This window comes from Serinicoccus chungangensis, from assembly GCF_006337125.1.
Lineage (GTDB): Bacteria > Actinomycetota > Actinomycetes > Actinomycetales > Dermatophilaceae > Ornithinicoccus > Ornithinicoccus chungangensis.
Genome location: NZ_CP040887.1, coordinates 1782585 through 1806576, shown reverse-complemented (window position 1 = coordinate 1806576; position 23992 = coordinate 1782585). Strand labels below are relative to the sequence as shown.

15 protein-coding genes are annotated in these 23992 nt (G+C 71.0%); 9 read left to right on the top strand and 6 right to left on the bottom strand.

Translation table 11 applies throughout. From position 1 onward, the window contains the following. Window positions 1-9: 9 nt before the first annotated feature. From polA to FHD63_RS08115, 5 genes are all read left to right on the top strand, one after another. Window positions 10-2730, top strand: a complete 2721-nt coding sequence (gene polA / locus FHD63_RS08135; protein WP_139721612.1) for a DNA polymerase I — start codon at window positions 10-12, stop codon at window positions 2728-2730. 134 nt (window positions 2731-2864) lie between these two features. Continuing rightward, window positions 2865-4184 carry a branched-chain amino acid ABC transporter permease gene (locus tag FHD63_RS08130; protein WP_139721610.1) on the top strand — a complete coding sequence of 440 codons (1320 nt, stop codon included), beginning with the start codon at window positions 2865-2867 and terminating at the stop codon, window positions 4182-4184. A gap of 11 nt (window positions 4185-4195) precedes the next feature. Continuing rightward, window positions 4196-5185: a branched-chain amino acid ABC transporter permease gene (locus FHD63_RS08125; RefSeq protein ID WP_139721608.1), complete on the top strand. Its 990-nt coding sequence runs from the start codon at window positions 4196-4198 to the stop codon at window positions 5183-5185. Beyond that, a complete protein-coding gene (locus tag FHD63_RS08120; protein ID WP_202978357.1) occupies window positions 5175-6107 on the top strand; it encodes an ABC transporter ATP-binding protein in 933 nt (310 codons plus the stop codon). The genes FHD63_RS08125 and FHD63_RS08120 overlap by 11 nt, the downstream gene beginning before the upstream one ends. Continuing rightward, window positions 6104-6859 carry an ABC transporter ATP-binding protein gene (locus FHD63_RS08115; RefSeq protein ID WP_139721606.1) on the top strand — a complete coding sequence of 252 codons (756 nt, stop codon included), beginning with the start codon at window positions 6104-6106 and terminating at the stop codon, window positions 6857-6859. The genes FHD63_RS08120 and FHD63_RS08115 overlap by 4 nt, the downstream gene beginning before the upstream one ends. A 63-nt stretch (window positions 6860-6922) precedes the next feature. Here FHD63_RS08115 and FHD63_RS08110 read toward each other — a convergent pair whose 3' ends face one another. Together FHD63_RS08110 and FHD63_RS08105 are read right to left on the bottom strand one after the other, a co-directional pair. Further along, on the bottom strand, window positions 6923-8275 hold the full coding sequence (locus tag FHD63_RS08110; RefSeq protein WP_238705586.1) for an ABC transporter substrate-binding protein: 1353 nt from the start codon (window positions 8273-8275) through the stop codon (window positions 6923-6925). A gap of 132 nt (window positions 8276-8407) precedes the next feature. Beyond that, a complete protein-coding gene (locus FHD63_RS08105; RefSeq protein ID WP_139721604.1) occupies window positions 8408-9244 on the bottom strand; it encodes a class I SAM-dependent methyltransferase in 837 nt (278 codons plus the stop codon). A gap of 164 nt (window positions 9245-9408) precedes the next feature. Here FHD63_RS08105 and rpsA point away from each other — a divergent pair, with 164 nt between their 5' ends. The 4 genes from rpsA to FHD63_RS08085 all read left to right on the top strand — a co-directional run bounded on the left by rpsA (window position 9409) and on the right by FHD63_RS08085 (window position 16222). Further along, window positions 9409-10875, top strand: coding sequence for a 30S ribosomal protein S1 (rpsA, locus tag FHD63_RS08100; protein ID WP_139721602.1), 1467 nt, complete (start codon window positions 9409-9411; stop codon window positions 10873-10875). 212 nt (window positions 10876-11087) lie between these two features. Next, complete coding sequence (locus FHD63_RS08095; protein WP_238705585.1) at window positions 11088-12818, top strand: BCCT family transporter; 1731 nt, start codon at window positions 11088-11090, stop codon at window positions 12816-12818. A gap of 102 nt (window positions 12819-12920) precedes the next feature. Next, window positions 12921-15032, top strand: a complete 2112-nt coding sequence (gene uvrB, locus FHD63_RS08090; RefSeq protein WP_139721598.1) for an excinuclease ABC subunit UvrB — start codon at window positions 12921-12923, stop codon at window positions 15030-15032. A gap of 80 nt (window positions 15033-15112) precedes the next feature. Then, entirely contained in the window at window positions 15113-16222 is a 1110-nt protein-coding gene (locus FHD63_RS08085) for a TerC family protein (protein ID WP_139721596.1), read from the top strand. A gap of 78 nt (window positions 16223-16300) precedes the next feature. On the opposite strand, the gene FHD63_RS08080 is transcribed toward FHD63_RS08085, so the two are convergent. Genes FHD63_RS08080 through gltB form a run of 4 tightly spaced genes read right to left on the bottom strand, consistent with a single transcriptional unit; the run spans window position 16301 to window position 23915 of the window. Further along, window positions 16301-17173: an EamA family transporter gene (locus tag FHD63_RS08080; RefSeq protein ID WP_238705845.1), complete on the bottom strand. Its 873-nt coding sequence runs from the start codon at window positions 17171-17173 to the stop codon at window positions 16301-16303. Further along, on the bottom strand, window positions 17167-17853 hold the full coding sequence (locus FHD63_RS08075; RefSeq protein WP_139721592.1) for an MBL fold metallo-hydrolase: 687 nt from the start codon (window positions 17851-17853) through the stop codon (window positions 17167-17169). Before FHD63_RS08075 ends, FHD63_RS08080 begins: the two co-directional genes overlap by 7 nt. 22 nt (window positions 17854-17875) lie before the next feature. Further along, on the bottom strand, window positions 17876-19336 hold the full coding sequence (locus tag FHD63_RS08070; RefSeq protein WP_139721591.1) for a glutamate synthase subunit beta: 1461 nt from the start codon (window positions 19334-19336) through the stop codon (window positions 17876-17878). After that, entirely contained in the window at window positions 19329-23915 is a 4587-nt protein-coding gene (gltB, locus tag FHD63_RS08065; protein ID WP_139721589.1) for a glutamate synthase large subunit, read from the bottom strand. The genes FHD63_RS08070 and gltB overlap by 8 nt, the downstream gene beginning before the upstream one ends. Window positions 23916-23992 lie beyond the last annotated feature (77 nt).

The window sequence follows — 23992 nt, the reverse complement described above, 5'->3', positions numbered from 1 at the left end:
GCTGCCATCGTGAGTCGTTTGCTGCTGCTGGACGGACATTCCCTGGCCTACCGCGCCTTCTTCGCGCTGCCCGTGGAGAACTTCTCCACCACGACGGGGCAGAGCACGAACGCGGTCTACGGGTTCACCTCGATGCTCATCAACGTGCTGCGCGACGAGGCACCGACCCACCTGGCGGTCGCCTTCGACGTGTCCCGGCAGACCTTCCGGACGCAGGAGTACGCGGAGTACAAGGCCGGGAGGGCGACGACCCCGAGCGAGTTCCGGGGTCAGGTGGACCTCGTCAAGGAGGTCCTGGACGCCCTGCGGGTCACCCACGTCGAGGTGGACGGCTTCGAGGCGGACGACGTCATCGCCACCCTCACCAGCCAGGCGCGCGAGGAAGGTATGGAGGTGCTCATCTGCTCGGGGGACCGGGACGCCATCCAGCTCGTGGACGAGCGCACCACCCTGCTCTACCCGCGCAAGGGGGTCTCGGACCTGGCCCGGTTGACGCCGGCCGCCGTGCAGGAGAGATACGGCGTGCTGCCCGAGCGCTACAGCGACCTGGCGGCCCTCGTGGGGGAGTCCAGCGACAACCTGCCGGGCGTGCCCGGGGTGGGCCCCAAGACCGCGGCGAAGTGGCTGGGCCAGTTCGGCGACCTCCACGGGATCGTCGACCACGCCGACCAGCTCACCGGCAAGGCGGGCCAGGCCACCCGCGACCACCTGGACCAGGTGCTGCGCAACCGCCGTCTCAACCAGCTCGTGGGCGACGTCGAGCTGCCGGTCACCGTCCCGGACCTGGCGGTGCGCGGCTGGGACCGCGAGGAGGTGCACCGGGTCTTCGACGGTCTGGAGTTCCGGGTGCTGCGGGACCGGCTCTTCTCCACGCTGGAGTCACCGGAGACGGAGGCCGAGGACGGCATCGAGGTCGCCGGGACGCTCCTGCAGCCGGGCAGCGTCGCGGACTGGCTGGACCGGCACGCGGCGCAGGACCGGGTGGCCCTCGTCGTGGAGGCGCAGGCCCGCACGACCGCCGGCCCCGGGGAGGCCACGGGGCTGGCCCTCGCCGGTGCCGAGGAGGCCGCCTACCTGCACCTCGGGGAGCTCGAGCCCGCTGACGAGGCGGCGCTCCAGGCCTGGCTGGCGGACGGCGGGCGCCCGAAGGCGTTGCACGGCGGCAAGGAGCAGGTCGCCTCGCTGGAGGCCGTCGGCCTGCACGTCGAGGGGGTGGTGAGCGACACCGCCCTGGCCGCCTACCTCGCCCGCCCGGACCAGCGCTCCTACGACCTGGCCGACCTGGCCCTGCGCTACCTGCGGCGCGAGCTCCGGCTCGACGGGGGCGACCCCGCCGACACGGCCTCGCAGGGCGAGCTGGACCTGGGGCTGGACGAGGGGGAGCAGGACGCCGGTGCGGCCGCGGCGCGCTCGGCCATGGTGCACGCCCGCGCGGTGCACGACCTCGCCGACGCCCTCGACGCCGAGCTCGCGGACGAGGAGGAGCAGCACCTGCTCCGCGAGGTGGAGCTGCCGCTGGTGGGCGTGTTGCGGCGGATGGAGCGTGCCGGCATCGCGGTCGACCTCGACGCCCTGGAGGCCCTGGAGCGGGAGTTCGCCGACGGCGTGGCGCAGGCCCAGCAGGACGCCTGGACGGCGATCGAGGACGACACCGTCAACCTGGGCTCGCCCAAGCAGCTGCAGACGGTGCTCTTCGACCGGCTCGCGCTGCCCAAGACGCGGCGGACGAAGACCGGCTACACGACGGACGCCGACGCCCTCGCGGGGCTCTACGCCCAGACCGAGCACCCCTTCCTGGAGGCCCTGCTCCGGCACCGGGACGTCACCCGGCTCCGGGTCACGACCGAGGGACTCATCAAGGCGGTGGCCGACGACGGGCGGATCCACACGACCTTCCAGCAGACCATCGCCGCCACCGGACGCCTGAGCTCGACGGAGCCGAACCTCCAGAACATCCCCATCCGGACGGCGGCCGGCCGGCGGATCCGGGAGATCTTCGTGGTCGGCTCCGACCGCTCCTCCGGGACCGGCTACGCCACGCTCATGTCCGCCGACTACAGCCAGATCGAGATGCGCATCATGGCGCACCTGTCCGGCGACGACGGTCTCATCGAGGCCTTCCGCGCCGGGGAGGACCTCCACCGCTTCGTCGGCTCCCGGGTCTTCGGGGTGGACCAGGCCGACGTGACGCCCGAGATGCGCTCGAAGGTCAAGGCGATGAGCTACGGCCTGGCCTACGGGTTGTCCGCCTTCGGGCTCTCCAAGCAGCTCGGCATCTCGACCGCCGAGGCCAAGGAGCTGATGGAGGAGTACTTCGAGCGCTTCGGGGGAGTGCGCGACTACCTGCGCGACGTCGTCTCCGAGGCGCGACGGACCGGCTTCACCGAGACCATCCTGGGCCGCCGTCGTCACCTGCACGACCTCACCAGCGACAACCGGCAGCGGCGCGAGATGGCCGAGCGGATGGCGCTCAACGCGCCCATCCAGGGGTCGGCCGCCGACATCATCAAGGTCGCGATGCTGCGGACCGAGACCGCGCTGCGGGAGGCCGGGCTGGCCTCGAGGATGCTGCTGCAGGTCCACGACGAGCTGGTGCTCGAGGTCGCGGCCGGTGAGGAGGCGCAGGTCGAGACCCTCGTGCGGGACCAGATGGGCGCCGCGGCCGAGCTGTCGGTGCCCCTCGACGTCAGCGTGGGACTCGGGCACAGCTGGCACGAGGCAGCGCACTGAGCCGGCACGGGGCAGCGCCCTGAGCTGACCTGCGGCGGCGGCCTCGCCGCCACCTCCGCGACCCGTACCAGGCCCTGCTAGGCAGGGGGCCTGACGTGTGCTTTACTCCCGATGTCCGCATCGAAGGAGATCCCGTGACCGCCCGCCTGTGGGCAGCGATCGCTGCCGTTCTGCTGGGGATGCTGCTGCTGGCGGCCCCGGCCGGCGCCACCCCCTACCCCGTGTCCTCACCGCCCTCCGCGGGAGCCTCCGAGGAGGCCGCGGAGGCAGTCCAGGGCACGGTGAGGGACCCGGACCGCGAACCCCTCGAGGGCATCACCATCACGGTGACCCAGGACGGTGCCGAGATCGGCTCGGCGGTCACCGACGCCGAGGGCTCGTGGGCCGTGCCGCTGCCCGGACCCGGCACCTACACCGTGACCCTCGACGTGTCCGGGCTGCCCGAGGGCGTGGCCCCGCGCGCCGAGGGAGGCGAGGTCCTCGACGGCGTGACCGTCCGTCCGGGAGCGTCCCAGGGGGTCATCTTCCAGCTGGGGACCGGTGAGGTCGAGGAGGGCGGCGCGGGCATCCCGGTCGCGCGGGTCCTCCAGCTCGTGGTGGACGGCATCAAGTTCGGGGCGATCATCGCCATCACGGCGGTGGGGCTGTCCCTGGTCTTCGGCACGACCAAGCTCATCAACTTCGCGCACGGTGAGTTCGTCACCATCGGCGCGGTCACCGCCTACTTCCTCAGCACCGCGCCGGGCAAGCTGCCCATCGTGCTGGCGGCGGTGCTGGCCATGGTGGTCGGGGGAGCGGTCGCCGGCGGTATCGAGGTGGGGCTCTGGCGGCCGCTGCGGCACCGGGGAGCCGGGCTCATCCAGATGTTCATCGTGGCCATCGGGCTCTCGCTGCTGCTGCGCCACGTCATCCTCATCGTCTTCGGCTCCCGGCGCCAGCAGTACGACGAGTACTCGCTGCAGACCGCCTGGACCCTCGGGCCGGTGCGCATCACCCCCCGGGACCTCGTCATCACCGTCCTGGCCTTCGCCATCATGATCGGGGTGGCCGTCATGCTGCAGCGGACCCGGATCGGGACGGCGATGCGGGCCGTCAACGACAACAAGGACCTGGCCGAGGCGTCCGGCATCGACGTGCAACGGGTCATCCTCGTGGTCTGGGTCCTCGGCGGTGCGCTGGCCGCGATCGGAGGCGTCTTCTTCGGGCTTACCCAGGCCATCTACAGCGAGATGGGCTTCGAGCTCCTGCTGCTGATGTTCGCCGGGGTCATCCTGGGCGGGCTGGGCAGCGCCTACGGAGCCATGCTGGGCTCGCTCGTCATCGGCCTGGTCTCGCAGCTGTCCACCCTCTGGTTCCCGGCCTCGCTGGCCTACATGTGGGCGCTGCTCGTCATGATCATCGTCCTCCTCGTCCGGCCGCAGGGCATCCTGGGCCGCCGCGAGCGAGTCGGCTGAGGAGAGGAACGATGGACTTCCTGGCAGTGCTCTCCGTCGCGATCCGCGGCGCTCTTGGTCCTGAGGCCGCGATCTACGCCCTGGCCGCGATCGGGCTCAACATCCACTTCGGCTACACCGGGCTGCTCAACTTCGGGCAGGTGGGCTTCATGCTCGTCGGCGCCTACGGCACGGCCATCTCGGTGCTCTCCTTCGACGCCCCGCTGTGGGTCGGCGTGCTCGTCGGCATGGCGTGCGCGGTCGTGCTCGCGCTCATCCTCGGCATACCGACGCTGCGTCTGCGGGGCGACTACCTCGCCATCGCGACCATCGCCGCCGCCGAGGTCCTGCGCTACGTCTACCGCTCCTCGTTCGCCGAGCCGGTCACCGGCGGCGTGTTCGGGCTCGTCCAGTTCGCGAACGAGTTCTACGCGGTCAACCCCTACACCGGGCCGCTGGAGCTGGGACCGCTGCGGTTCAGCGAACGGGCCCTCTGGTTGATGACCGTGGCCTGGGGGATCACCTTCCTCGCCGCCGGGCTGGTCTGGCTGCTCATCCACAGTCCGTGGGGCCGGGTGCTGCGGGCCGTCCGGGAGGACGAGGACGCCGCGCGCAGCCTGGGCAAGAACGTCTTCGCCTACAAGATGCAGGCGCTCGTCCTCGGTGGCGTGCTCGGCGCGCTGGCCGGGTCGCTGCTCGCGATCAACAGCCAGGCCATCACCCCCGACGCCTTCATCCCCATCATCACGTTCTACCTGTGGACCATCATGATCCTCGGGGGCGCGAGCCGGGTCCTCGGGCCCATCCTCGGCTCGATCGTCTTCTGGTTCCTGCTCACGTTCCTCGACGCCTTCCTCCGTGGCGCGATGTCGGCGGGCTGGATCCCGGGCACCCTGCTCGTGCCCAGCGACATCGGCGCGGTCCGTTTCGCCGCGGTCGGCCTGGGGCTCATGCTCCTCATGATGTTCCGGCCCGCCGGGCTCATCGGCAACCAGAAGGAGCTGCGTCTCGATGTCCGATGACACGCACGAGGACCTCCTCGGCCAGCGGGAGTCCGTGCACGAGCACGAGCGGCAGCGGGAGGAGGAGCCCTCGGTGGGTGCCCGGCGGGCGGCCGCGGCTCTCGCGGGGGTGGCCAACGTCCCCGGGGTCGCGAAGCCGGACGCCATCCTCGTCGCGAGCGACATGTCCCGGCACTTCGGCGGCGTCCGGGCGGTCGAGGTGGAGCACCTCGAGATCCAGCGCGGCACCATCACCGCTCTCATCGGCCCCAACGGTGCCGGGAAGTCCACCTTCTTCAACCTCATCACCGGCTTCGACCGGCCGACCTCGGGCCGGTGGTCCTTCGACGGCCGGGACATCAGCGGTGCCCCGTCCTTCCGCATCGCCCGGCACGGCATGGTGCGGACCTTCCAGCTGACCAAGGCGCTCACCAGGCTCACCAGCCTGGAGAACCTCATGCTGGGGGCCACGGGCCAGCGTGGTGAGCGCCTGCTCACCTCGTTGCTGCGCCCGTCCTGGGCCGGCCAGGAGGCGACGATCCGGACCCGGGCGGAGGAGCTGCTCGGCCGGTTCAACCTCAGCCACATGCGCGACGAGTTCGCCGGGACCATGTCCGGGGGGCAGCGCAAGCTCCTGGAGATGGCGCGAGCGCTCATGGTCGAACCGGACATGATCCTGCTCGACGAGCCCATGGCCGGGGTGAACCCGGCCCTCACCCAGTCGCTCCTGGGCCACATCGAGGCCCTGCGCGACGAGGGGATGACCATCGTCCTGGTCGAGCACGACATGGACGTCATCATGTCGATCAGCGACTGGGTGGTCTGCTTCGCCCAGGGCAAGGTCATCGCCGAGGGCCGACCCGACGACATCCGCAAGGACGCCGCCGTCATCGACGCCTACCTCGGCACCCACCGCTCGCTCCAGCAGGAGGACCCGTCATGAGCCACGAGCCGGACTCCGGCAGCCGGGAGAAGGTCCTGTGGACCGAGGAGCTCGTCGCCGGCTACATCCCCGACGTCGACATCCTGCGAGGGTGCACCGTCGAGGTGCGCACCGGGGAGCTGGTCGGGATCATCGGCCCCAACGGCGCCGGCAAGTCCACCCTCATCAAGGCGATGTTCGGACTGGTGCCCATCCGGTCGGGGCGGGTGCTGCTGCAGGGGGAGGACATCACCGGCCGGTCGGCGCACAAGCTGGTCGCCGACGGACTGGGCTACGTGCCGCAGAACAACAACGTCTTCCCCTCGCTCACCGTGGAGGAGAACCTGCAGATGGGTCTCTACCTGAGACCCAAGGAGTACGCCGAGCGCTTCCGCGAGGTCAGCGACCTCTACCCCCTGCTCGCCGATCGGCGGGCCCAGCGCGCCGGGTCGCTCTCCGGTGGCGAGCGACAGGTGGTCGCCATGGGCCGTGCTCTCATGACCGGCCCGCACGTGCTCTTCCTCGACGAGCCGTCGGCCGGGCTGTCCCCCCTGATGCAGGACTCCGTGTTCGAGGCGGTCTCGCGGATCAACGAGGCGGGCGTGTCGGTGCTCATGGTGGAGCAGAACGCCCGCCAGTGCCTGGACATCTCCGACCGCGCCTACGTGCTCGACCAGGGCCAGGACGCCTACACGGGGACCGGCGCAGAGCTGGCCCGCGACCCCAAGGTCATCGAGCTCTACCTCGGCACCCTGGCCCGCATCGACGGCTGACCGCCGACGCGGACCAGGGGTGACCGGTGGTGGCCGGGTGCACGCACCCGGCCACCACGGTGCTCACTCGACCGGGTTGGCCTCGACCGTCTCGAGCGACTGCAGCTCACCGGCGTCGTCGAACTCGTAGACCTCGATGGTGGCGGTCCCGGGCTCACCGGCGTCGGTGAAGTCCAGCGGACCGCTGGCACCGTTGTAGTCGATGTCCTCGCCGTCGGCCAGCAGGCCCAGGCACTCCTCGTAGGAGGTGCACTCGGTGCCCTCGCTCGTGATCCCGTTGACCTCGGCCTTGAAGTCGGCCGCGTTGACCGAGCCGGCCGCCTCGGCCGCCAGGGCCATGGTGACGGCGCAGTCGTAGACCTGCGGGGCGAACTGGGTCTCCTCCAGGTCGGGGGCGAACTCCTGCAGCCGCGAGATGAAGTCCGGGTTGTCGGCCGAGGCCGGTGCCGTGCCCTTCATCCCCGCGATGACGCTCGGGTCGGACTCGTTGACGATGCTGCCGAGGTCGGCCGAGCGCAGACCGTCGGCGCCGTAGACGCCGACGGCGTCCGGCGTCAGGCCGGCCTCGAACATCCCCTGGAGGATCTGGCCGCCCTCCTCGAACGCGATGACGACCACGGCGTCCGGCTCGGCGGCCTCCACCGACGAGACCACGGCGTTGAACTCCCGGGCCAGCGGGTCGTAGGTCTCGTTGAGCGCCACCGTGGCACCGGCGTTCTCCAGCGCGGTCGCGGTGGCCTCGGCGAGGCCGGAGCCGTAGTCGTCCGCACGGGCGACGATGGCGATGTTGCTGTAGCCGTCGTTGACGATGGTGTTGGCGAGCACCGGTCCCTGCAGCGCGTCCGAGGGCGCGGTGCGGATGTAGAGCCCGTCGTCCTCGTAGTCGGTGAACGTCGGGGCGGTGTTGGAGCCGGAGCACTGCATGACGTTGGCCCCGGTGACCCGGTCGATGATCGCGAGGGACATGCCGGACGCGGCTGCGCCGACGATGGCGCTGGGCTGCTCGGCGAGGATGCGGTCCGCGGCCTGCTGCGCGGCAGCCTCCTGCCCTGCCTCGTCACCGGCCACGGGGGCGGGGACCTCCTGGCCGAGAACGCCACCGGCCGCGTTGATGTCCTCGATCGCGAGCCCGAGGGCCTCGATCTGGGGCGGTCCGAGGAAGGCCAGCTGCCCGGTCTCCGGGAGCACGTAGCCGAAGGTGAAGGTGTCCGAGGTGTTGCCGTCGCCACCGGCGGCCTCCTCCTCGGTCTCCGACGACTCCTCCGAGGACCCGTCTCCCTCGTCCTCCTCCGCGGCGGTGTCCTCCGCGGAGGTCTCGTCGGCGGCGGGCTCGTCGGCGGTGTCGCCACCGCAGGCTGCGAGCAGCGCCAGGGCCGACAGGGCGGCCACGCTCCTCAGGTGCGTCTTCACACGCATGTGTCACCTCTCTGGTGTTCGGGGGCATCGTTGCCCGGTCCACGGGACCTCACCCTAGGCCGCGTCGCCCACCGACGTGCCCATCGTCACCAAACTGTGACCTGGTCGGGGCGGACGGCTCCGGGGGAGCGGTCACCTCGGCGTCGAGGGCCGGTGCGCCACCAGGATCGCGGTCCCCGGCACGACCCGCCCCCGGACCGGTCCCCATCCGCCCCACTCGCGCGCCAGGCCCGGGGGCCACCCGGGCTCGACGAGGTCCACCAGCACGAGGCCGGCCCCGTGCACCGCCCGGACCAGGTCACCGACCGTGCGGTGGTGCTCGGTGTAGGTCGCCGCCCCGTCCTCGGTCTCCTCGACGTAGGCCTCGTCGGTCGCGTAGGGGTAGCGGGCCACGAGACCGTCCGGTCCGGGGGCGTCGGGGAAGACCCACCGGAACGGGTGCGGCAAGGAGAAGACGACCCGTCCTCCGGGCCGGACGACCCGCGCCCACTCCCGCAGCACCGCGTCCGCGTCGGGGACGAAGGCGAGCACCCCGTGGGCCGTGACCACGAGGTCCACGCACGCGTCGGCGAACGGCAGCCTCGCCCCGTCGCACTGGGCGTAGGCCACCGGTGCCGGACCGGCGTGCCCCTCGTCGATGCGCTGCGCGACCCGCAGCATCCCCGAGCTGAGGTCGGTGCTGACGACCCGGGCACCCTGGGCCGCGCACCAGCGTCCGCCCTGCGCCGCGCCCGCCCCGACCTCCAGGACGTCCCGTCCCTGCAGGTCGCCGAGCAGTCCGAGCTCCCGCTCCGTCCAGCCCTCGGGGCCCCAGGTGAGCTCGGCGTCGCCCAGGTCCGCGCCGTGCTCCTGGTAGTACAGCTCGGCCTCGGAGTCCCACCAGGACCGACCCGCCCTGACGGACTCCTCGTGCGTGGCCCGCCGGCGCAGGGCGCGGTCGGGGGAGGACGGCGTGGTGGGGTGGTCCATCACCCCATGATGCGCGCTTTTGACCTGCCTGAGGTGCGCCGATAGTCTGTCAGGGTTCGTCATGCGTCCTCGTGGTGCCCGCAGGTGCTGGTATCCGCGGCCAGGGCGCTGCGGACGTCGATCATCCATCCATACATCGTGTCCACAATCGGAGCCCCTACTACATGACTGCCACCACGGCCGAGAAGGCCACCTCCCAGATCGCTGTCAACGACATCGGCTCTGAGGAGGAACTGCTCGCGGCCATCGACGCCACGATCAAGAACTTCAACGACGGCGACATCGTCGAGGGAGTGATCGTCAAGGTCGACCGCGACGAGGTCCTGCTCGACATCGGCTACAAGACCGAGGGTGTCATCCCCTCCCGTGAGCTCGCCATCAAGCACGACGTCGACCCCTCCGAGGTCGTCACCGTCGGTGACGAGGTCGAGGCCCTGGTCCTCCAGAAGGAGGACAAGGAAGGCCGCCTGATCCTGTCCAAGAAGCGTGCGCAGTACGAGCGCGCCTGGGGCTCGATCGAGCAGATCAAGGAGGAGGACGGCGTCGTCACCGGTACCGTCATCGAGGTCGTCAAGGGCGGCCTCATCCTCGACATCGGTCTGCGTGGCTTCCTGCCCGCCTCTCTCGTCGAGATGCGCCGCGTGCGCGACCTCCAGCCGTACGTCGGCAAGGAGATCGAGGCCAAGATCATCGAGCTGGACAAGAACCGCAACAACGTGGTGCTGTCCCGCCGCGCCTGGCTGGAGCAGACCCAGTCCGAGGTGCGCACCACCTTCCTCAAGGAGCTGGCCAAGGGCCAGGTCCGCTCGGGTGTCGTGAGCAGCATCGTGAACTTCGGTGCGTTCGTCGACCTGGGGGGCGGCGTGGACGGCCTCGTGCACGTCTCCGAGCTCTCCTGGAAGCACATCGACCACCCCGGCGAGGTCGTCGAGGTCGGTGACGAGGTCACCGTCGAGGTCCTGGACGTCGACATGGACCGAGAGCGGGTCTCCCTCTCGCTGAAGGCGACCCTCGAGGACCCGTGGCAGACCTTCGCCCGCACCCACGCGATCGGCCAGGTCGTGCCGGGCAAGGTCACCAAGCTGGTGCCCTTCGGTGCCTTCGTGCGCGTCGAGGACGGCATCGAGGGCCTCGTCCACATCTCCGAGTTGGCCGAGCGCCACGTCGAGCTGCCCGAGCAGATCGTCACCGTCGGCGCCGAGGTGTTCGTCAAGGTCATCGACATCGACCTGGAGCGCCGCCGGATCTCGCTGTCGCTCAAGCAGGCCAACGACGCGGTGGCCGCGGAGTTCGACCCGACGCTGTACGGCATGGCCGCCGAGTACGACGACCAGGGCAACTACAAGTACCCGGAGGGCTTCGACCCCGAGACCAACGAGTGGCTCGAGGGGCACGAGGAGCAGCGCGAGAAGTGGGAGAAGGAGTACGCCGACGCCCACGCCCGCTGGGAGGCCCACAAGGCCCAGGTGGAGGCCGCCTCCGAGGCCGAGTCCGACGCGGGTGTCGAGGTCGCCCCGGCGTCCACGTCCACGTCCTACTCCTCGGACAAGGCCGGCTCCGACGACGGCGCCGGCACCCTCGCCTCCGACGAGGCGCTCGCCGCGCTGCGGGAGAAGCTCACGGGCAACTGACCCCACGGTTCCCGGTCGACGGTCCACCCTGCCGCACGGCAGGGTGGACCGTTTCGTCTGCCCCCTGGCCGCGGCGAGCCGGATGATACGGTACCGGGGCCGAAAGCGCGTACTGACCCGACACGAGTCCGACATCAACGAAACCGGAGATCATGGACGACAACGCCGCACGCACGGACCAGGCCTCACCGCCCGGTCCTGAGACCTCGTCCGTGGAGCAGCAGTTGCTGCGCCACGGTGTGAAGCTGGGGCCCGGGGGGATCGCCCCCAGGGTCTTCTGGCCCGCCCTGGTGATCGTCGCGGTCGTCGCGGTGTTCTCCGCCGTCTTCACCGACACCGCCGGCACGCTCTGGAACTCCGTCCAGAGCGGCATCGTCACCAACTTCGGCTGGTTCTACACCCTCGTCATCGCCGGCTTCGTGGTGTTCGCCCTGTTCCTGGCCTTCAGCCGGTTCGGCGACATCACGCTGGGCCGTGACGGCGAGGAGGCCGAGTTCGGGCTCATGTCGTGGTTCGCCATGCTCTTCGCCGCCGGGATGGGCATCGGGCTGGTCTTCTACGGGGTGGCCGAGCCCCTGACGTTCTTCACCTCGCCGCCGCCCGGGGTCCCGGCCGACGCCTCGAACACGCAGCTGGCCGAGCGCGCCATGGCCCAGACCTTCATGCACTGGGGGTTCCACCCCTGGTCGGTCTACGCCATCATCGGCCTGGCCCTGGCCTACGCCATCCACCGCAAGGGGCGTCCGGTCTCGATCCGGTGGGCGCTCGAGCCGCTGTTCGGGGACCGGGTGAAGGGGACGCTCGGGGACGTCGTGGACATCCTGGCGATCGTCGGGACGGTCTTCGGTGTCGCCACCTCGCTGGGGCTGGGCGTCACCCAGGTCGCCACCGGGCTGAGCGAGCTCGGCATCGTCGAGGAGAGCACCGACACCCTGCTCGTCGTCCTCATCGTCGCGATCACCGCGATCGCCGTGGTCTCGGTCGTGAGCGGGGTCGGCAAGGGCATCCGGTACCTGTCCAACGCGAACCTCGTGCTGGCCGGGGTCTTCCTCCTGGCCGTCCTGCTGCTGGGCCCCACGCTGTTCCTGGCGCGTGACTTCGTGCAGTCCCTGGGCGCCTACGCCGCCAGCATCGTCCCGATCACCTTCGAGGGCTTCGCCTTCAGCGGCGAGGAGGGGATCAGCTGGGCCAGCGGCTGGACCATCTTCTACTGGGGCTGGTGGATCTCCTGGGCACCCTTCGTCGGGGTCTTCATCGCCCGCATCTCCCGCGGGCGGACGGTCCGCGAGTTCGTCACCGGGACCCTGCTCGTCCCGACGTTGGCCAGCTTCGTGTGGTTCACCGTCATGGGTGGCACCGCCATCATGCGGCAGATCGAGGTCGGGGACCTCGTCGGGGAGGACGGCGTCACCGCCGAGGTCGCGCTGTTCGACACCCTGAACACGCTCCCGCTGGGCACGCTGCTGTCGGGGATCGCGATCATCCTGGTCGTCATCTTCTTCGTCACCTCCTCCGACTCCGGGTCGCTCGTCGTGGACATGCTGGCCTCCGGAGGCCACCCCGACCCGCCCACCTGGAGCCGCGTCCTGTGGGCCTGCCTGGAGGGGCTGGTGGCCACCGGGCTGCTGCTCGCCGGGGGCTCGGCCGGGCTGAGCGCCCTGCAGGCCGGGTCGGTGGCGACCGGCTTCCCGTTCGCCGTCGTCATGGTGCTCATCTCCATCTCCCTCTACAAGGCGCTGGCGACCGAGCACCACAAGATCACCAGGGCCGAGCTGCGGATGCGCAGCCGGGAGCTCGCCGGGGAGCTGCACGAGAACTTCGACGACGTCTTCGGCCCCAAGGTCGACGACCGCATCGACTACGCCCTGGCGCAGAACCACACCCTGACCCGTCGTGACCGGCGGCGCAAGAAGGTGTCGGCGGCCGACGGCGACGGCGGCTAGCCCACGGGAGCGTCGGCAGCAGGACGTGCCGACGACGACGTCGAGGGTGGCCCGGTCGACCGACGGGCCACCCTTGTCGGTGGCGGGGGCTACCGTGGGGGTATGCGTCCGACCACCGACCTGCAGCGCACGGTCAACCCGTTCCGCGTCGTCTCCGAGTTCAGCCCCAGCGGGGACCAGCCCAAGGCGATCGCGGAGCTGGCCAGCAGGGTGCAGGCGGGCGAGGAGGACATCGTCCTGCTGGGTGCCACCGGCACCGGGAAGTCCGCGACGACCGCCTGGATGATCGAGCAGGTGCAGCGTCCGACGCTGGTCATGGCGCCCAACAAGACGCTCGCCGCCCAGCTGGCCAACGAGTTCAAGGAGCTGCTCCCGCACAACGCGGTCGAGTACTTCGTGAGCTACTACGACTACTACCAGCCCGAGGCCTACGTCCCGCAGACGGACACCTACATCGAGAAGGACTCCTCGATCAACGACGAGGTGGAGCGGCTGCGCCACTCGGCCACCAACTCGCTGCTCACCCGGCGCGACGTCGTCGTCGTCGCGTCGGTGTCCTGCATCTACGGCCTGGGGACGCCGCAGGAGTACGTCGACCGGATGGCGCGGCTGCGGGTGGGGGACACGGTGGAGCGCGACGAGCTGCTGCGCCGGTTCGTGACCATGCAGTACACCCGCAACGACATGGCCTTCTCGCGCGGCACGTTCCGTGTGCGCGGCGACACCGTCGAGATCATCCCGCAGTACGAGGAGCTGGCGGTGCGGATCGAGTTCTTCGGGGACGAGATCGACCGCCTCTACACCCTCAACCCGCTCACCGGTGAGGTGGTGCGCGAGGAGCAGGAGATGTACGTCTTCCCGGCCTCCCACTACGTCGCCGGACCGGAGCGGATGGAGCGGGCGATCGGCAGCATCGAGGCCGAGCTGGCCGCCCAGCTGGAGACCTTCGAGAAGCAGGGCAAGCTGCTGGAGGCGCAGCGGCTGCGGATGCGGACCACCTACGACATCGAGATGATGCGCCAGGTCGGGTCGTGCTCGGGCATCGAGAACTACTCGCGGCACATCGACGGCCGGTCGTCGGGGTCGGCCCCGAACTGCCTGCTCGACTACTTCCCGGAGGACTTCCTCCTCGTGCTGGACGAGTCCCACGTCACGGTCCCGCAGATCGGGGCGATGTACGAGGGGGACATGTCCCGCAAGAGGACCCTCGTCGACCACGGGTTCCGCCTCCCCAGCGCGATGGACAACCGGCCGCTGAAGTGGGAGGAGTTCCTGGAGCGCATCGGGCAGACGGTGTACCTGTCCGCCACGCCCGGGGACTACGAGATGGCCAAGAGCGAGGGCTACGTCGAGCAGATCATCCGCCCGACCGGTCTCGTCGACCCGGAGGTCGTCCTCAAGCCGACCAAGGGGCAGATCGACGACCTCCTGCACGAGGTGGGGGAGCGCACCGCGCGCGACGAGCGCGTGCTGGTCACCACCCTGACCAAGAAGATGGCCGAGGACCTCACGGACTACCTGCTCGACAAGGGGGTCCGGGTGCGTTACCTGCACTCCGAGGTGGACACCCTGCGCCGGGTCGAGCTGCTGCGCGAGCTGCGGCTGGGCGAGTACGACGTGCTCGTGGGCATCAACCTGCTGCGCGAGGGGCTCGACCTGCCCGAGGTCTCCCTGGTGAGCATCCTGGACGCGGACAAGGAGGGCTTCCTGCGCTCCGCCCGGTCGCTCATCCAGACCATCGGCCGCGCCGCCCGCAACGTCTCGGGCCAGGTGCACATGTATGCCGACACCATCACCCCGTCGATGGAGCAGGCGATCGACGAGACCAACCGCCGCCGGGACAAGCAGCTGGCCTACAACGCCGCCGCAGGCATCGACCCGACCCCGCTGCGCAAGCGGATCGCCGACATCACCGACATGCTGGAGCGCGAGGACGCCGACACCGAGACGCTCATGGGCAGCGGGCGCAGCCAGTCCCGCGGCAAGGGCGGGGGCCGGGGCAAGGCAGCGGCCTCCGTCGTCGGTGCCAGCGCGGTGGAACGGCGGTCCGGGGAGCAGCTGCCGGCGACCGAGCTGGCCGATCTCATCCACGAGCTCACCGAGCAGATGCACCAGGCGGCCACGGACCTGCACTTCGAGCTCGCGGCCCGCCTGCGGGACGAGATCGGCGACCTCAAGAAGGAGCTGCGCCAGATGCGCGAAGCCACCGGCTGACGTGAGATCATCAGCCGTCCCCGCACCGACGGGCGGCCTGTCCCGCTCGCCCGTCGCCCCCCATCGGAAGGTCATCGCCCATGAACGTGCCCGGCTGGGTGTGGATCACCACGCTGATCGTCATCGCGGCCGTCTTCGCCTTCGACCTGCTGGTCCTGGGGCGGCGACCGCACGAACCCTCGCGCCGGGAGGTCTCGGTCGCACTGTCGATCTACGTCGGGCTGGCGGTGCTCTTCGGGGTCGGGGTGCTCGTGGTGGCCGGGGGCCAGCCCGCCGCGGAGTTCTACGCGGGGTGGTTGATGGAGTACTCCCTGTCCATCGACAACCTGTTCATCTTCCTCATCATCATGGCCAAGTTCGGCGTCCCGCGGAAGTACCAGCAGTTCGCCCTCATGGTCGGCATCGTCATGGCGCTGGGGATGCGGGCGGTCTTCATCCTGGTCGGTGCGGCCGCCATCGAGCGCTGGTCCTGGGTGTTCTACGTCTTCGGCGCCTTCCTCATCTACACCGCGTTCCGGCTCGCCGTGGAGAACCTCGGCCACGACGACCACGAGGAGGACTTCCAGGAGAACGCCCTGCTGCGCTGGGTGGAGAAGCGGTTCCCGGTCACCCAGTCCTGGGACGGCGGGACCAAGCTGCGGATCGTCGAGAGCGGCAAGCGGGTCCTCACCCCCATGGCCGTCGTCATCCTCGCGCTGGGGACCACCGACCTGCTCTTCGCCCTCGACTCGATCCCGGCGATCTTCGGGCTCACCCAGGAGCCGTACCTCGTGCTCATGGCGAACGTCTTCGCCCTCATGGGCCTGCGTCAGCTGTACTTCCTGCTCGGGGACCTGCTCAAGCGGCTGGTCTACCTCGGCCTCGGGCTGTCCGTGCTGCTGGCGTTCATCGGGGTCAAGCTCATCCTGCACGCCATGCACGAGAACGAGCTGCCCTTCATCAACGGCGGCGAGCACCTCGGGGTGCCGGAGGTCCCCATCTGGCTCTCGCTCACCGCCATCGTCGTGATCCTCGGGGTCACCGCGGTCGCCAGCCTCCTGAAGTCGCGTCGGGACGCCGCCCGAGGGGGGTCCGGGACCGAGGAGGAGACCTCCCCGGGAGTCGAGGACGTCACCGTATTCGGCAGCACCCAGAAGTCGTCGACCTCCGAGGAAGGCTCGCCGGAGGGGACGGACGGGCAGCCGCGCTGATCCGTCGGTCGGTGCCACGTGGGTCGGCACCGGCCCAGCGCCGGGGCCTCAGCCGACCTCGGTCCGCGCCCACCGCGCCTACCGTGGACGCCGGACCGGCCGCCCCAGCACGGTGATGCTGGCCGTGACCACGAGCACCATGCCGACGAGCTGGGTGGCCGACAGCACCTGCCCCAGGACCAGCAGGCCGGCCAGCGCCGCAGCCGCCGGCTCCAGGCTCAGCAGCACCCCGAAGGTCCCCGAGCGGAGGTGGCGCAGCGCGAGCAGCTCGAGGCTGTACGGCACGGCCGAGGAGAGCAGGGCGATCCCGAGGCCGCGCACCAGCGCCTCGGGCGCCCACAGGTCCGGGCCGGTGACGAGCAGACCCACGGGCAGCATGGCCACGGCCCCCAGACCCATGCAGATCGCGATGCCGTCGAGCCCCTCGAACCGCTCCCCGGTCCGCCGGCTCAGCACGATGTAGGCCGCCCAGCAGGCGCCGGCGGACGCGGCCAGGAGGATGCCGAGGTGGTCGAGCTCGGCCCACGGGGTCGTCAACGCCCCGGAGATGAGCGTCACGCCGGCCAGGGCGGCCAGGACCGCCACGGCGTCCCGCACCCGGCGTGACAGCACGGCCGCGAGGGCCAGCGGCCCCAGGAACTCGATGGTGACGGCGACCCCGATCGGGAGCCGGGCCAGGGAGCCGTAGAACGCGAGGTTCATGGTGGTGAGGGCCACGGCGAACAGCCCGACCACCCACCAGTCCCCGGCGCTGCGTCCGCGCACGCGCGGTCGCACGAAGAGCCACAGGACTGCGGTCGCCAGGACGAGCCGCAGCGTCACCGAGCCGACCACGCCCACGACGGGCAGCAGCGTGGCCGCCAGGGCCCCGCCGAACTGGACGGAGACGACCGCCAGGAGGACCAGCGCGACCGGGTGGCCGGCCAAAGCACGTGCGGGGTGGGTCACCACCCGCGGTCGCGCCACTCCGGCAGCGAGCCGCGCTCGGCGCCGAGGGTCGTGTTGTCACCGTGGCCGGGCAGGACGAGGGCGTCGTCGTCGAAGACCGCGAAGACGCGCGTCTCGAGGTCGTCCAGCAGGAGGGCGAAGTCCCGGGGCGACGTCGTCTTCCCGGGACCTCCGGGGAAGAGGCTGTCGCCGGTGAAGATGAGGGTCGTGGTGGAGTCCGCCGCAGTGCTCAGGGCGAGCGCGACCGAGCCGGGCGTGTGCCCCCGGAGGTGCACGACGTCGAGGACCAGGTGCCCGACGCGCAGGGTGTCACCGTCCCGGAGGCGGTGGTCGACCGGCACCGGCAGCTCGTCGGCGTCCACGGCCCCCGCCAGGGTCGTCGCCCCCGTGCGTCGGACGACCTCCGGGAGCGCCCGGTGGTGGTCCCAGTGCCGGTGCGTCGTCAGGACCTGCCCGAGCTGCTGGCCCCGGGGACCGCCGTCCTCGTCCAGCAGGCGCAGGATGCGCTCGGCGTCGTCCGCGGCGTCCACCAGCAGGCGCTCTCCGGTGGCCGTGCAGGTGATGAGGTAGACGTTGTTGTCCATCTCGCTCACGCTGCACTTGCGCACCACCACCGAGCCGAGGTCGTAGACCCAGCTCTCGCCGCCGGGGGTGACGTGTCCGTGCAGGTCCTTGGGCTTCACGCGGCGAGTCTAGGCATCGGCCTCACACGGCCAGCGGCCGGTCCGTGGCCTTGATCGGGGACGGCAGGGTGGTGGTCCCCGAGAGGTAGCGGTCGACCGTGGCCGCGCAGGCGCGCCCCTCGGCGATGGCCCAGACGATGAGCGACTGCCCACGACCGCAGTCCCCAGCCGCGAAGACGCCGGGGACGGGGGTCGCGAAGGCGTCGTCGCGCTCGTAGGTGTTGCGCGCGGAGCGGGGGAGCACCTCCGCGGGCGCCGCCTGGTCGTCCGGCCCGACGAAGCCCATCGCGAGGAGCACGAGCTCGGCCGGGATCTCCCGCTCGCTACCCTCGGTCGGCACGAACCGTCCCTCGGTGAACGTGCCGTCCACCATGACGAGGCCGCGCACGCGGCCCTCGTCGTCGCCCAGGACCTCGACGGTGGACACGCCGTAGGTGCGGTCCCCGCCCTCCTCGTGGGCCTCGCTCACCTTGTAGAGCATCGGGTAGGTCGGCCAGGGCATGGTCTCGGGTCGTTCCTGCGGCGGGGTCGGCATGATCTCCAGCTGCAGGACCGACGCCGCGCCGTGACGGTGCGCCGTCCCGAGGCAGTCGGCACCGGTGTCGCCCCCACCGATGATGACGACGTTCTTGCCGCCCGCGTCGATGCCGCGCGTCCCGCCCAGCGCCTCCTTGTTGGCGGGCACCAGGAAGTCCATCGCCGGGTGCACGCCGTCCAGCTCGGCCCCGGGCACCTGCAGCATGCGGGGCACGGTGGACCCGGTCGCGAGGACCACGGCGTCGAAGCGTTCGCGGAGCTGGTCGAGGGACTCGTCGTCCGGCCCGTCGCCTCCGATCGTGACGCCGGTGACGAACCGGATGCCCTCGGCCCGCAGCTGCACGAGGCGCCGGTCCAGGACGGACTTCTCCATCTTGAACTCCGGTATGCCGTAGCGCAGCAGCCCGCCGACGGCGTCGGAGCGCTCGTACACCACGACCGTGTGCCCGGCCCGCCCCAGCTGCTGGGCGGCAGCCAGGCCGGCCGGCCCGGACCCGACCACGGCGACCGTCTTGCCGCTGAGCCACTCCGGCTCCTGCGGCGTGACCCGGCCGTTGGAGAACGCCCGGTCGATGATCGAGACCTCGATCTGCTTGATGGTGACCGGGGGCTGGTTGATCCCCAGCACGCAGGCGGTCTCGCACGGCGCCGGGCAGAGCCGACCGGTGAACTCCGGGAAGTTGTTGGTGGCGTGCAGACGCTCGATGGCCTCGGCGAAGTTGGCGCGCCGCGTCTGGTCGTTCCACTCCGGGATGAGGTTGCCGAGCGGGCACCCCGTGTGGCAGAAGGGGATGCCGCAGTCCATGCACCGGCTGGCCTGCCGCTGCAGGACGGAGGTCTCCTGCTCGCCGTGCACCTCCTCCCAGTCCATGATGCGCACGGGCACCGGGCGCGAGGGCCGGTTCTCGCGCTCGCGGTGGGTCAGGAAGCCTTTGGGGTCAGCCATGCGAGTCCTCCAGGATGAGCTGCCAAGCGTGGGGGCCGTTGGGGTCGTCGCCGCGTTCCTCCGCCTCGCGGCGGATGCGCAGCACGCCGGCGTACTGCCGCGGGGTGATGACGGTGAGGCGGAGAGCCCAGTCGGCGTCGTCGAGCAACGCCTGGGCGACCGTGCTGCCGGTGAGCTCCACGTGCTCCTCGAGCAGCTGCCGGACGTGGTCCACGTGCTCGGTCTCCGCGAGCGGCGCGAGCAGGAGGTCACCGGCGGACACGGCCAGGGGGTTGAGCGTGCCGCGGTCCAGGTCGAGGACGACGCCGGTGCCGCCGGACATCCCCGCACCGAGGTTGCGCCCGGTCCGCCCCAGGATGAGGGCCAGCCCCCCGGTCATGTACTCGAGCGCGTGGTCACCCACGCCCTCGACGACCGCCGTGGCGCCGGAGTTGCGGACGCAGAAGCGTTCGCCCACGACACCGCGCAGGTTGACCTGCCCGGCCGTCGCGCCGTAGCAGATGACGTTGCCGGCGACGACCTGGTCGGTGGCGACGAAGGACGACCCCTCCTCGGGGCGGACCACGATGCGTCCACCGGACAGGCCCTTGCCGACGAAGTCGTTGGCGTCCCCGACGAGACGCAGGGTGATCCCACGGGGCAGGAACGCCCCCAGGGACTGCCCGGCGGACCCGGTGAGGGTGAGGTCGATGGTGCCGTCCGGCAGCCCGTCCGGCCCGGCCGCGACCGTGACGTGGTGCCCCAGGAGGGTGCCCACGGTGCGGTTGACATTGGTGACCGGGAACGAGCCGACCACCGGGGTGCCGTCCTCGAGGGCCGGCGCGGCCAGCGCGACGAGCTCGTTGTCCAGCGCCGCCGACAGCCCGTGCTCCTGCGTCGTGGTGCAGCGCCGGGAGGCCCCCTCGGGCAGCTCGGTGAGCTGCAGCACGGGCGAGAGGTCCAGCCCGTCGGCCTTCCAGTGCTCGACGGCACGGGAGGTGTCGAGCAGGTCGGACCGGCCGATCACCTCGTCCAGCGACCGGTAGCCCAGGCTGGCGAGCAGCTCACGCACCTGCTGGGCGATGAACTCGAAGAAGGTGACCACGAACTCCGCCTTGCCGGTGTAGCGCTCGCGCAGCTCGGGGTTCTGCGTGGCGATACCGACCGGGCAGGTGTCCAGGTGGCAGACCCGCATCATGATGCAGCCGGAGACCACCAGGGGAGCGGTGGCGAAGCCGAACTCCTCCGCACCCAGGAGCGCCGCGACCAGCACGTCGCGCCCGGTCTTCAGCTGCCCGTCGCACTGGACGACGATGCGGTCGCGCAGCCCGTTGAGCAGCAGTGTCTGCTGGGTCTCCGCGAGGCCGAGCTCCCAGGGGGTGCCGGCGTGCTTGAGCGAGGTGAGCGGGCTGGCGCCCGTGCCCCCGTCGTGCCCGGAGATGAGCACGACGTCCGACTTGGCCTTCGACACGCCCGCGGCGACCGTCCCGACGCCGATCTGGCTCACCAGCTTGACGTGGATGCGGGCGCGGGGGTTGGCGTTCTTCAGGTCGTGGATGAGCTGCTTGATGTCCTCGATGGAGTAGATGTCGTGGTGCGGGGGTGGTGAGATCAGTCCCACGCCGGGGGTGGAGTGCCGGGTGCTCGCGATCCACGGGTAGACCTTGCCCGGCGGCAGCTGTCCGCCCTCGCCCGGCTTGGCGCCCTGCGCCATCTTGATCTGGATGTCGTCGGCGTGCACGAGGTAGGGCGAGGTGACCCCGAAGCGTCCGGAGGCCACCTGCTTGATCGCCGAGCGGCGCTCGGGGTCGAGGAGCCGCTCCACGTCCTCGCCGCCCTCACCGGTGTTGGACTTGCCGCCCAGCCGGTTCATGGCCACGGCCAGCGTCTCGTGCGCCTCCTGCGAGATCGAGCCGTAGCTCATCGCCCCGGTGGCGAACCGCCGGACGATGGCGCTGACCGGCTCCACCTCGTCGATGTCGACCGGGTCCCGGTCCGGCTGCAGCCCGAACAGGCCCCGGAGGGTCATGAGGCTCGCGGACTGCTCGTCGACGAGGTCGGTGTACTCGGTGAAGACGTCGTACCGACCCTGGCGGGTGGCGTGCTGCAGCCGGAAGACCGCCTCCGGGCTGAAGAGGTGCGGGGGTCCCTCGCGGCGCCACTGGTACTCGCCGCCGATGTCCAGGGCCCGGTGGTAGGGCGGGATGCCGGACAGGGGGTACGCCACGGCGTGGCGACGCGCCACCTCCTCGGCGATGACCTCCAGCCCGACCCCGTCGATCTGGCTGGTGGTGCCGGTGAACCACCGGGTGACGACGTCCGTCGACAGGCCCACGGCCTCGAAGGTCTGGGCGCCGCGGTAGGACGCGATGGTGGAGATCCCCATCTTGGACATGACCTTGAGCACACCCTTGCCCAACGCCTTGATGAGGTTCCTGATGGCGACGTCCGGGTCGAGGCCGTCCAGCACCTGGCCGGCCGAGCACAGGTTCTCGACCGTCTCCATGGCCAGGTAGGGGTTGACGGCCGCCGCGCCGTAGGCGACGAGCAGCGCGACGTGGTGGGTCTCGCGCACGTCCCCGGCCTCGACGAGCAGCCCGACCCGGGTCCGGGTGTTGTTGCGCACGAGGTGGTGGTGCACGGCGCTGGTGAGCAGCAGCGACGGGATCGGCGCGCGCTCGCGGTCGGCGTGCCGGTCGGACAGCACGACGAAGAAGGCTCCGCCGGCGATGGCCTCGTCGACCTCGGCGCAGATCTCCTCGAGCCGCTGCTCCAGCGCCGCGGCGCCGCCGTCGACGCGGTAGAGCCCACGGACGACGAGGGCGTCGAGCCCGGGGTGCTCGCCGTCGGCGTTGATCCGACGCAGCTTCGCGAGCTGGTCGTTGTCGATGACGGGGAAGGGCAGGACCACCTGCCGCGCGTGGGCGGGCGTCTCGTCGAGCAGGTTGGGCTCGGGACCGGTCGACGCCTCCAGCGAGGTGACGATCTCCTCGCGGATCGCGTCCAGCGGCGGGTTGGTCACCTGGGCGAAGGCCTCGACGAAGTAGTCGAAGAGCAGCCGCGGCCGGTCGGACAGCGCCGCGATCGGCGTGTCGGTGCCCATGGCGCCCAGCGGCTCCGCCCCGGCCTGCGCCATCGGGGCCAGGATGATCCGCAGCTCCTCCTCGGTGTAGCCGAAGATCTGCTGGCGCCGGGTCACCGACGCATGGGTGTGGCGCACGTGGACCTGCGTGGGCAGGGACTCCATGTGGACCAGCTCCGCGTCGAGCCACTCGCGGTAGGGCTGGCGGGCGGCCAGGTCGCGCTTGACCTGGGTGTCGTCCAGGATCTCGCCCCGGTCGAGGTCGACGAGGAACATCCGCCCCGGGGCCACCCGGCCCTTGCGCACCACCCGCTCAGGCGGCAGCGGCAGCAGGCCCGACTCGGACCCGAGCACGACGAGCCCGTCGTCGGTGACCCAGTACCGGGAGGGACGCAGCCCGTTGCGGTCGAGCACGGCCCCGACCTGCGTCCCGTCGGTGAACACGAGGTTGGCGGGCCCGTCCCACGGCTCCATGAGCATGGAGTGGAACTCGTAGAACGCACGGACGTCGGGGTCCATGGTCTCGTCGTTCTCCCAGGACTCCGGGATCATCATGAGCACGGCGTGGGGGAGGGACCGTCCGCCGAGGCTCAGCAGCTCCAGCACCTCGTCGAAGGTGGCGGAGTCGCTGGCGTCGGGGGTGCAGATGGGCAGGGCGTCCGCGAGGTCCCCGGGGAAGAGCTCGCTGCGCAGCTCGGACTGGCGGGCCCGCATCCAGTTGCGGTTGCCCTTGACCGTGTTGATCTCCCCGTTGTGCGCGATGACCCGGTAGGGGTGGGCGAGCGGCCAGGAGGGGAAGGTGTTGGTCGAGAAGCGCGAGTGCACGACCGCCAGGGCGCTCGTGAAGCGCTGGTCGGTGAGGTCGGGGAAGTAGGCCGGGAGCTGGTCGGTGGTCAGCATGCCCTTGTAGGTCATGGTCCTCGTGGAGAGGGACACCGGGTAGGCGGGCGTCCGCCGCTCGACGCGCTTGCGCGCCAGCCAGACGCGGCGCTCCAGCTCCAGACCGGACTCCTCCGGGGCCTCCTCGCCGGCGGCGACGACGAGCTGGCGCATCACCGGCATGACCGACAGCGCGGTGGGACCGACGAGGTCGGGGTCGACGGGGACGTCACGCCAGCCGAGCACCCGCAGTCCCGAGCTCTCGACGATCTCCTCGACCTGCGCCACGACCTCGTCGGTCTGCCCCTGCCCCGGGAGGAAGACGATGCCCGCGGCATACCGACCGGGCTCGGGGAGCTCGAAGGGGAGCACCTCGCGCAGGAAGGCGTCCGGCAGCTGGGTGAGGATGCCCGCGCCGTCCCCCGTGTTCTCCTCGCTGCCGACGGCGCCGCGGTGGTCCAGGTTGTGCAGCGCGGTGAGCGCCTGGGCGACGATGTCGTGGCGGGGGACCCCGTCGAGGGTGGCCACGAAGGCGACGCCGCAGCTGTCGTGCTCGTGGGCACCGTCGTAGAGGCCCTGGGGCGCGGCACCCGGGACGGGACGCAGGGCAGAGGAGGTCTGGTCGATCGACTCTGTCATGGGAGCACCGGTTTTCAGGACGGGGCGCGCAGCCACGGGAGGCGGCGGGCCGGGAGAACACGATCGGGGCGACGACG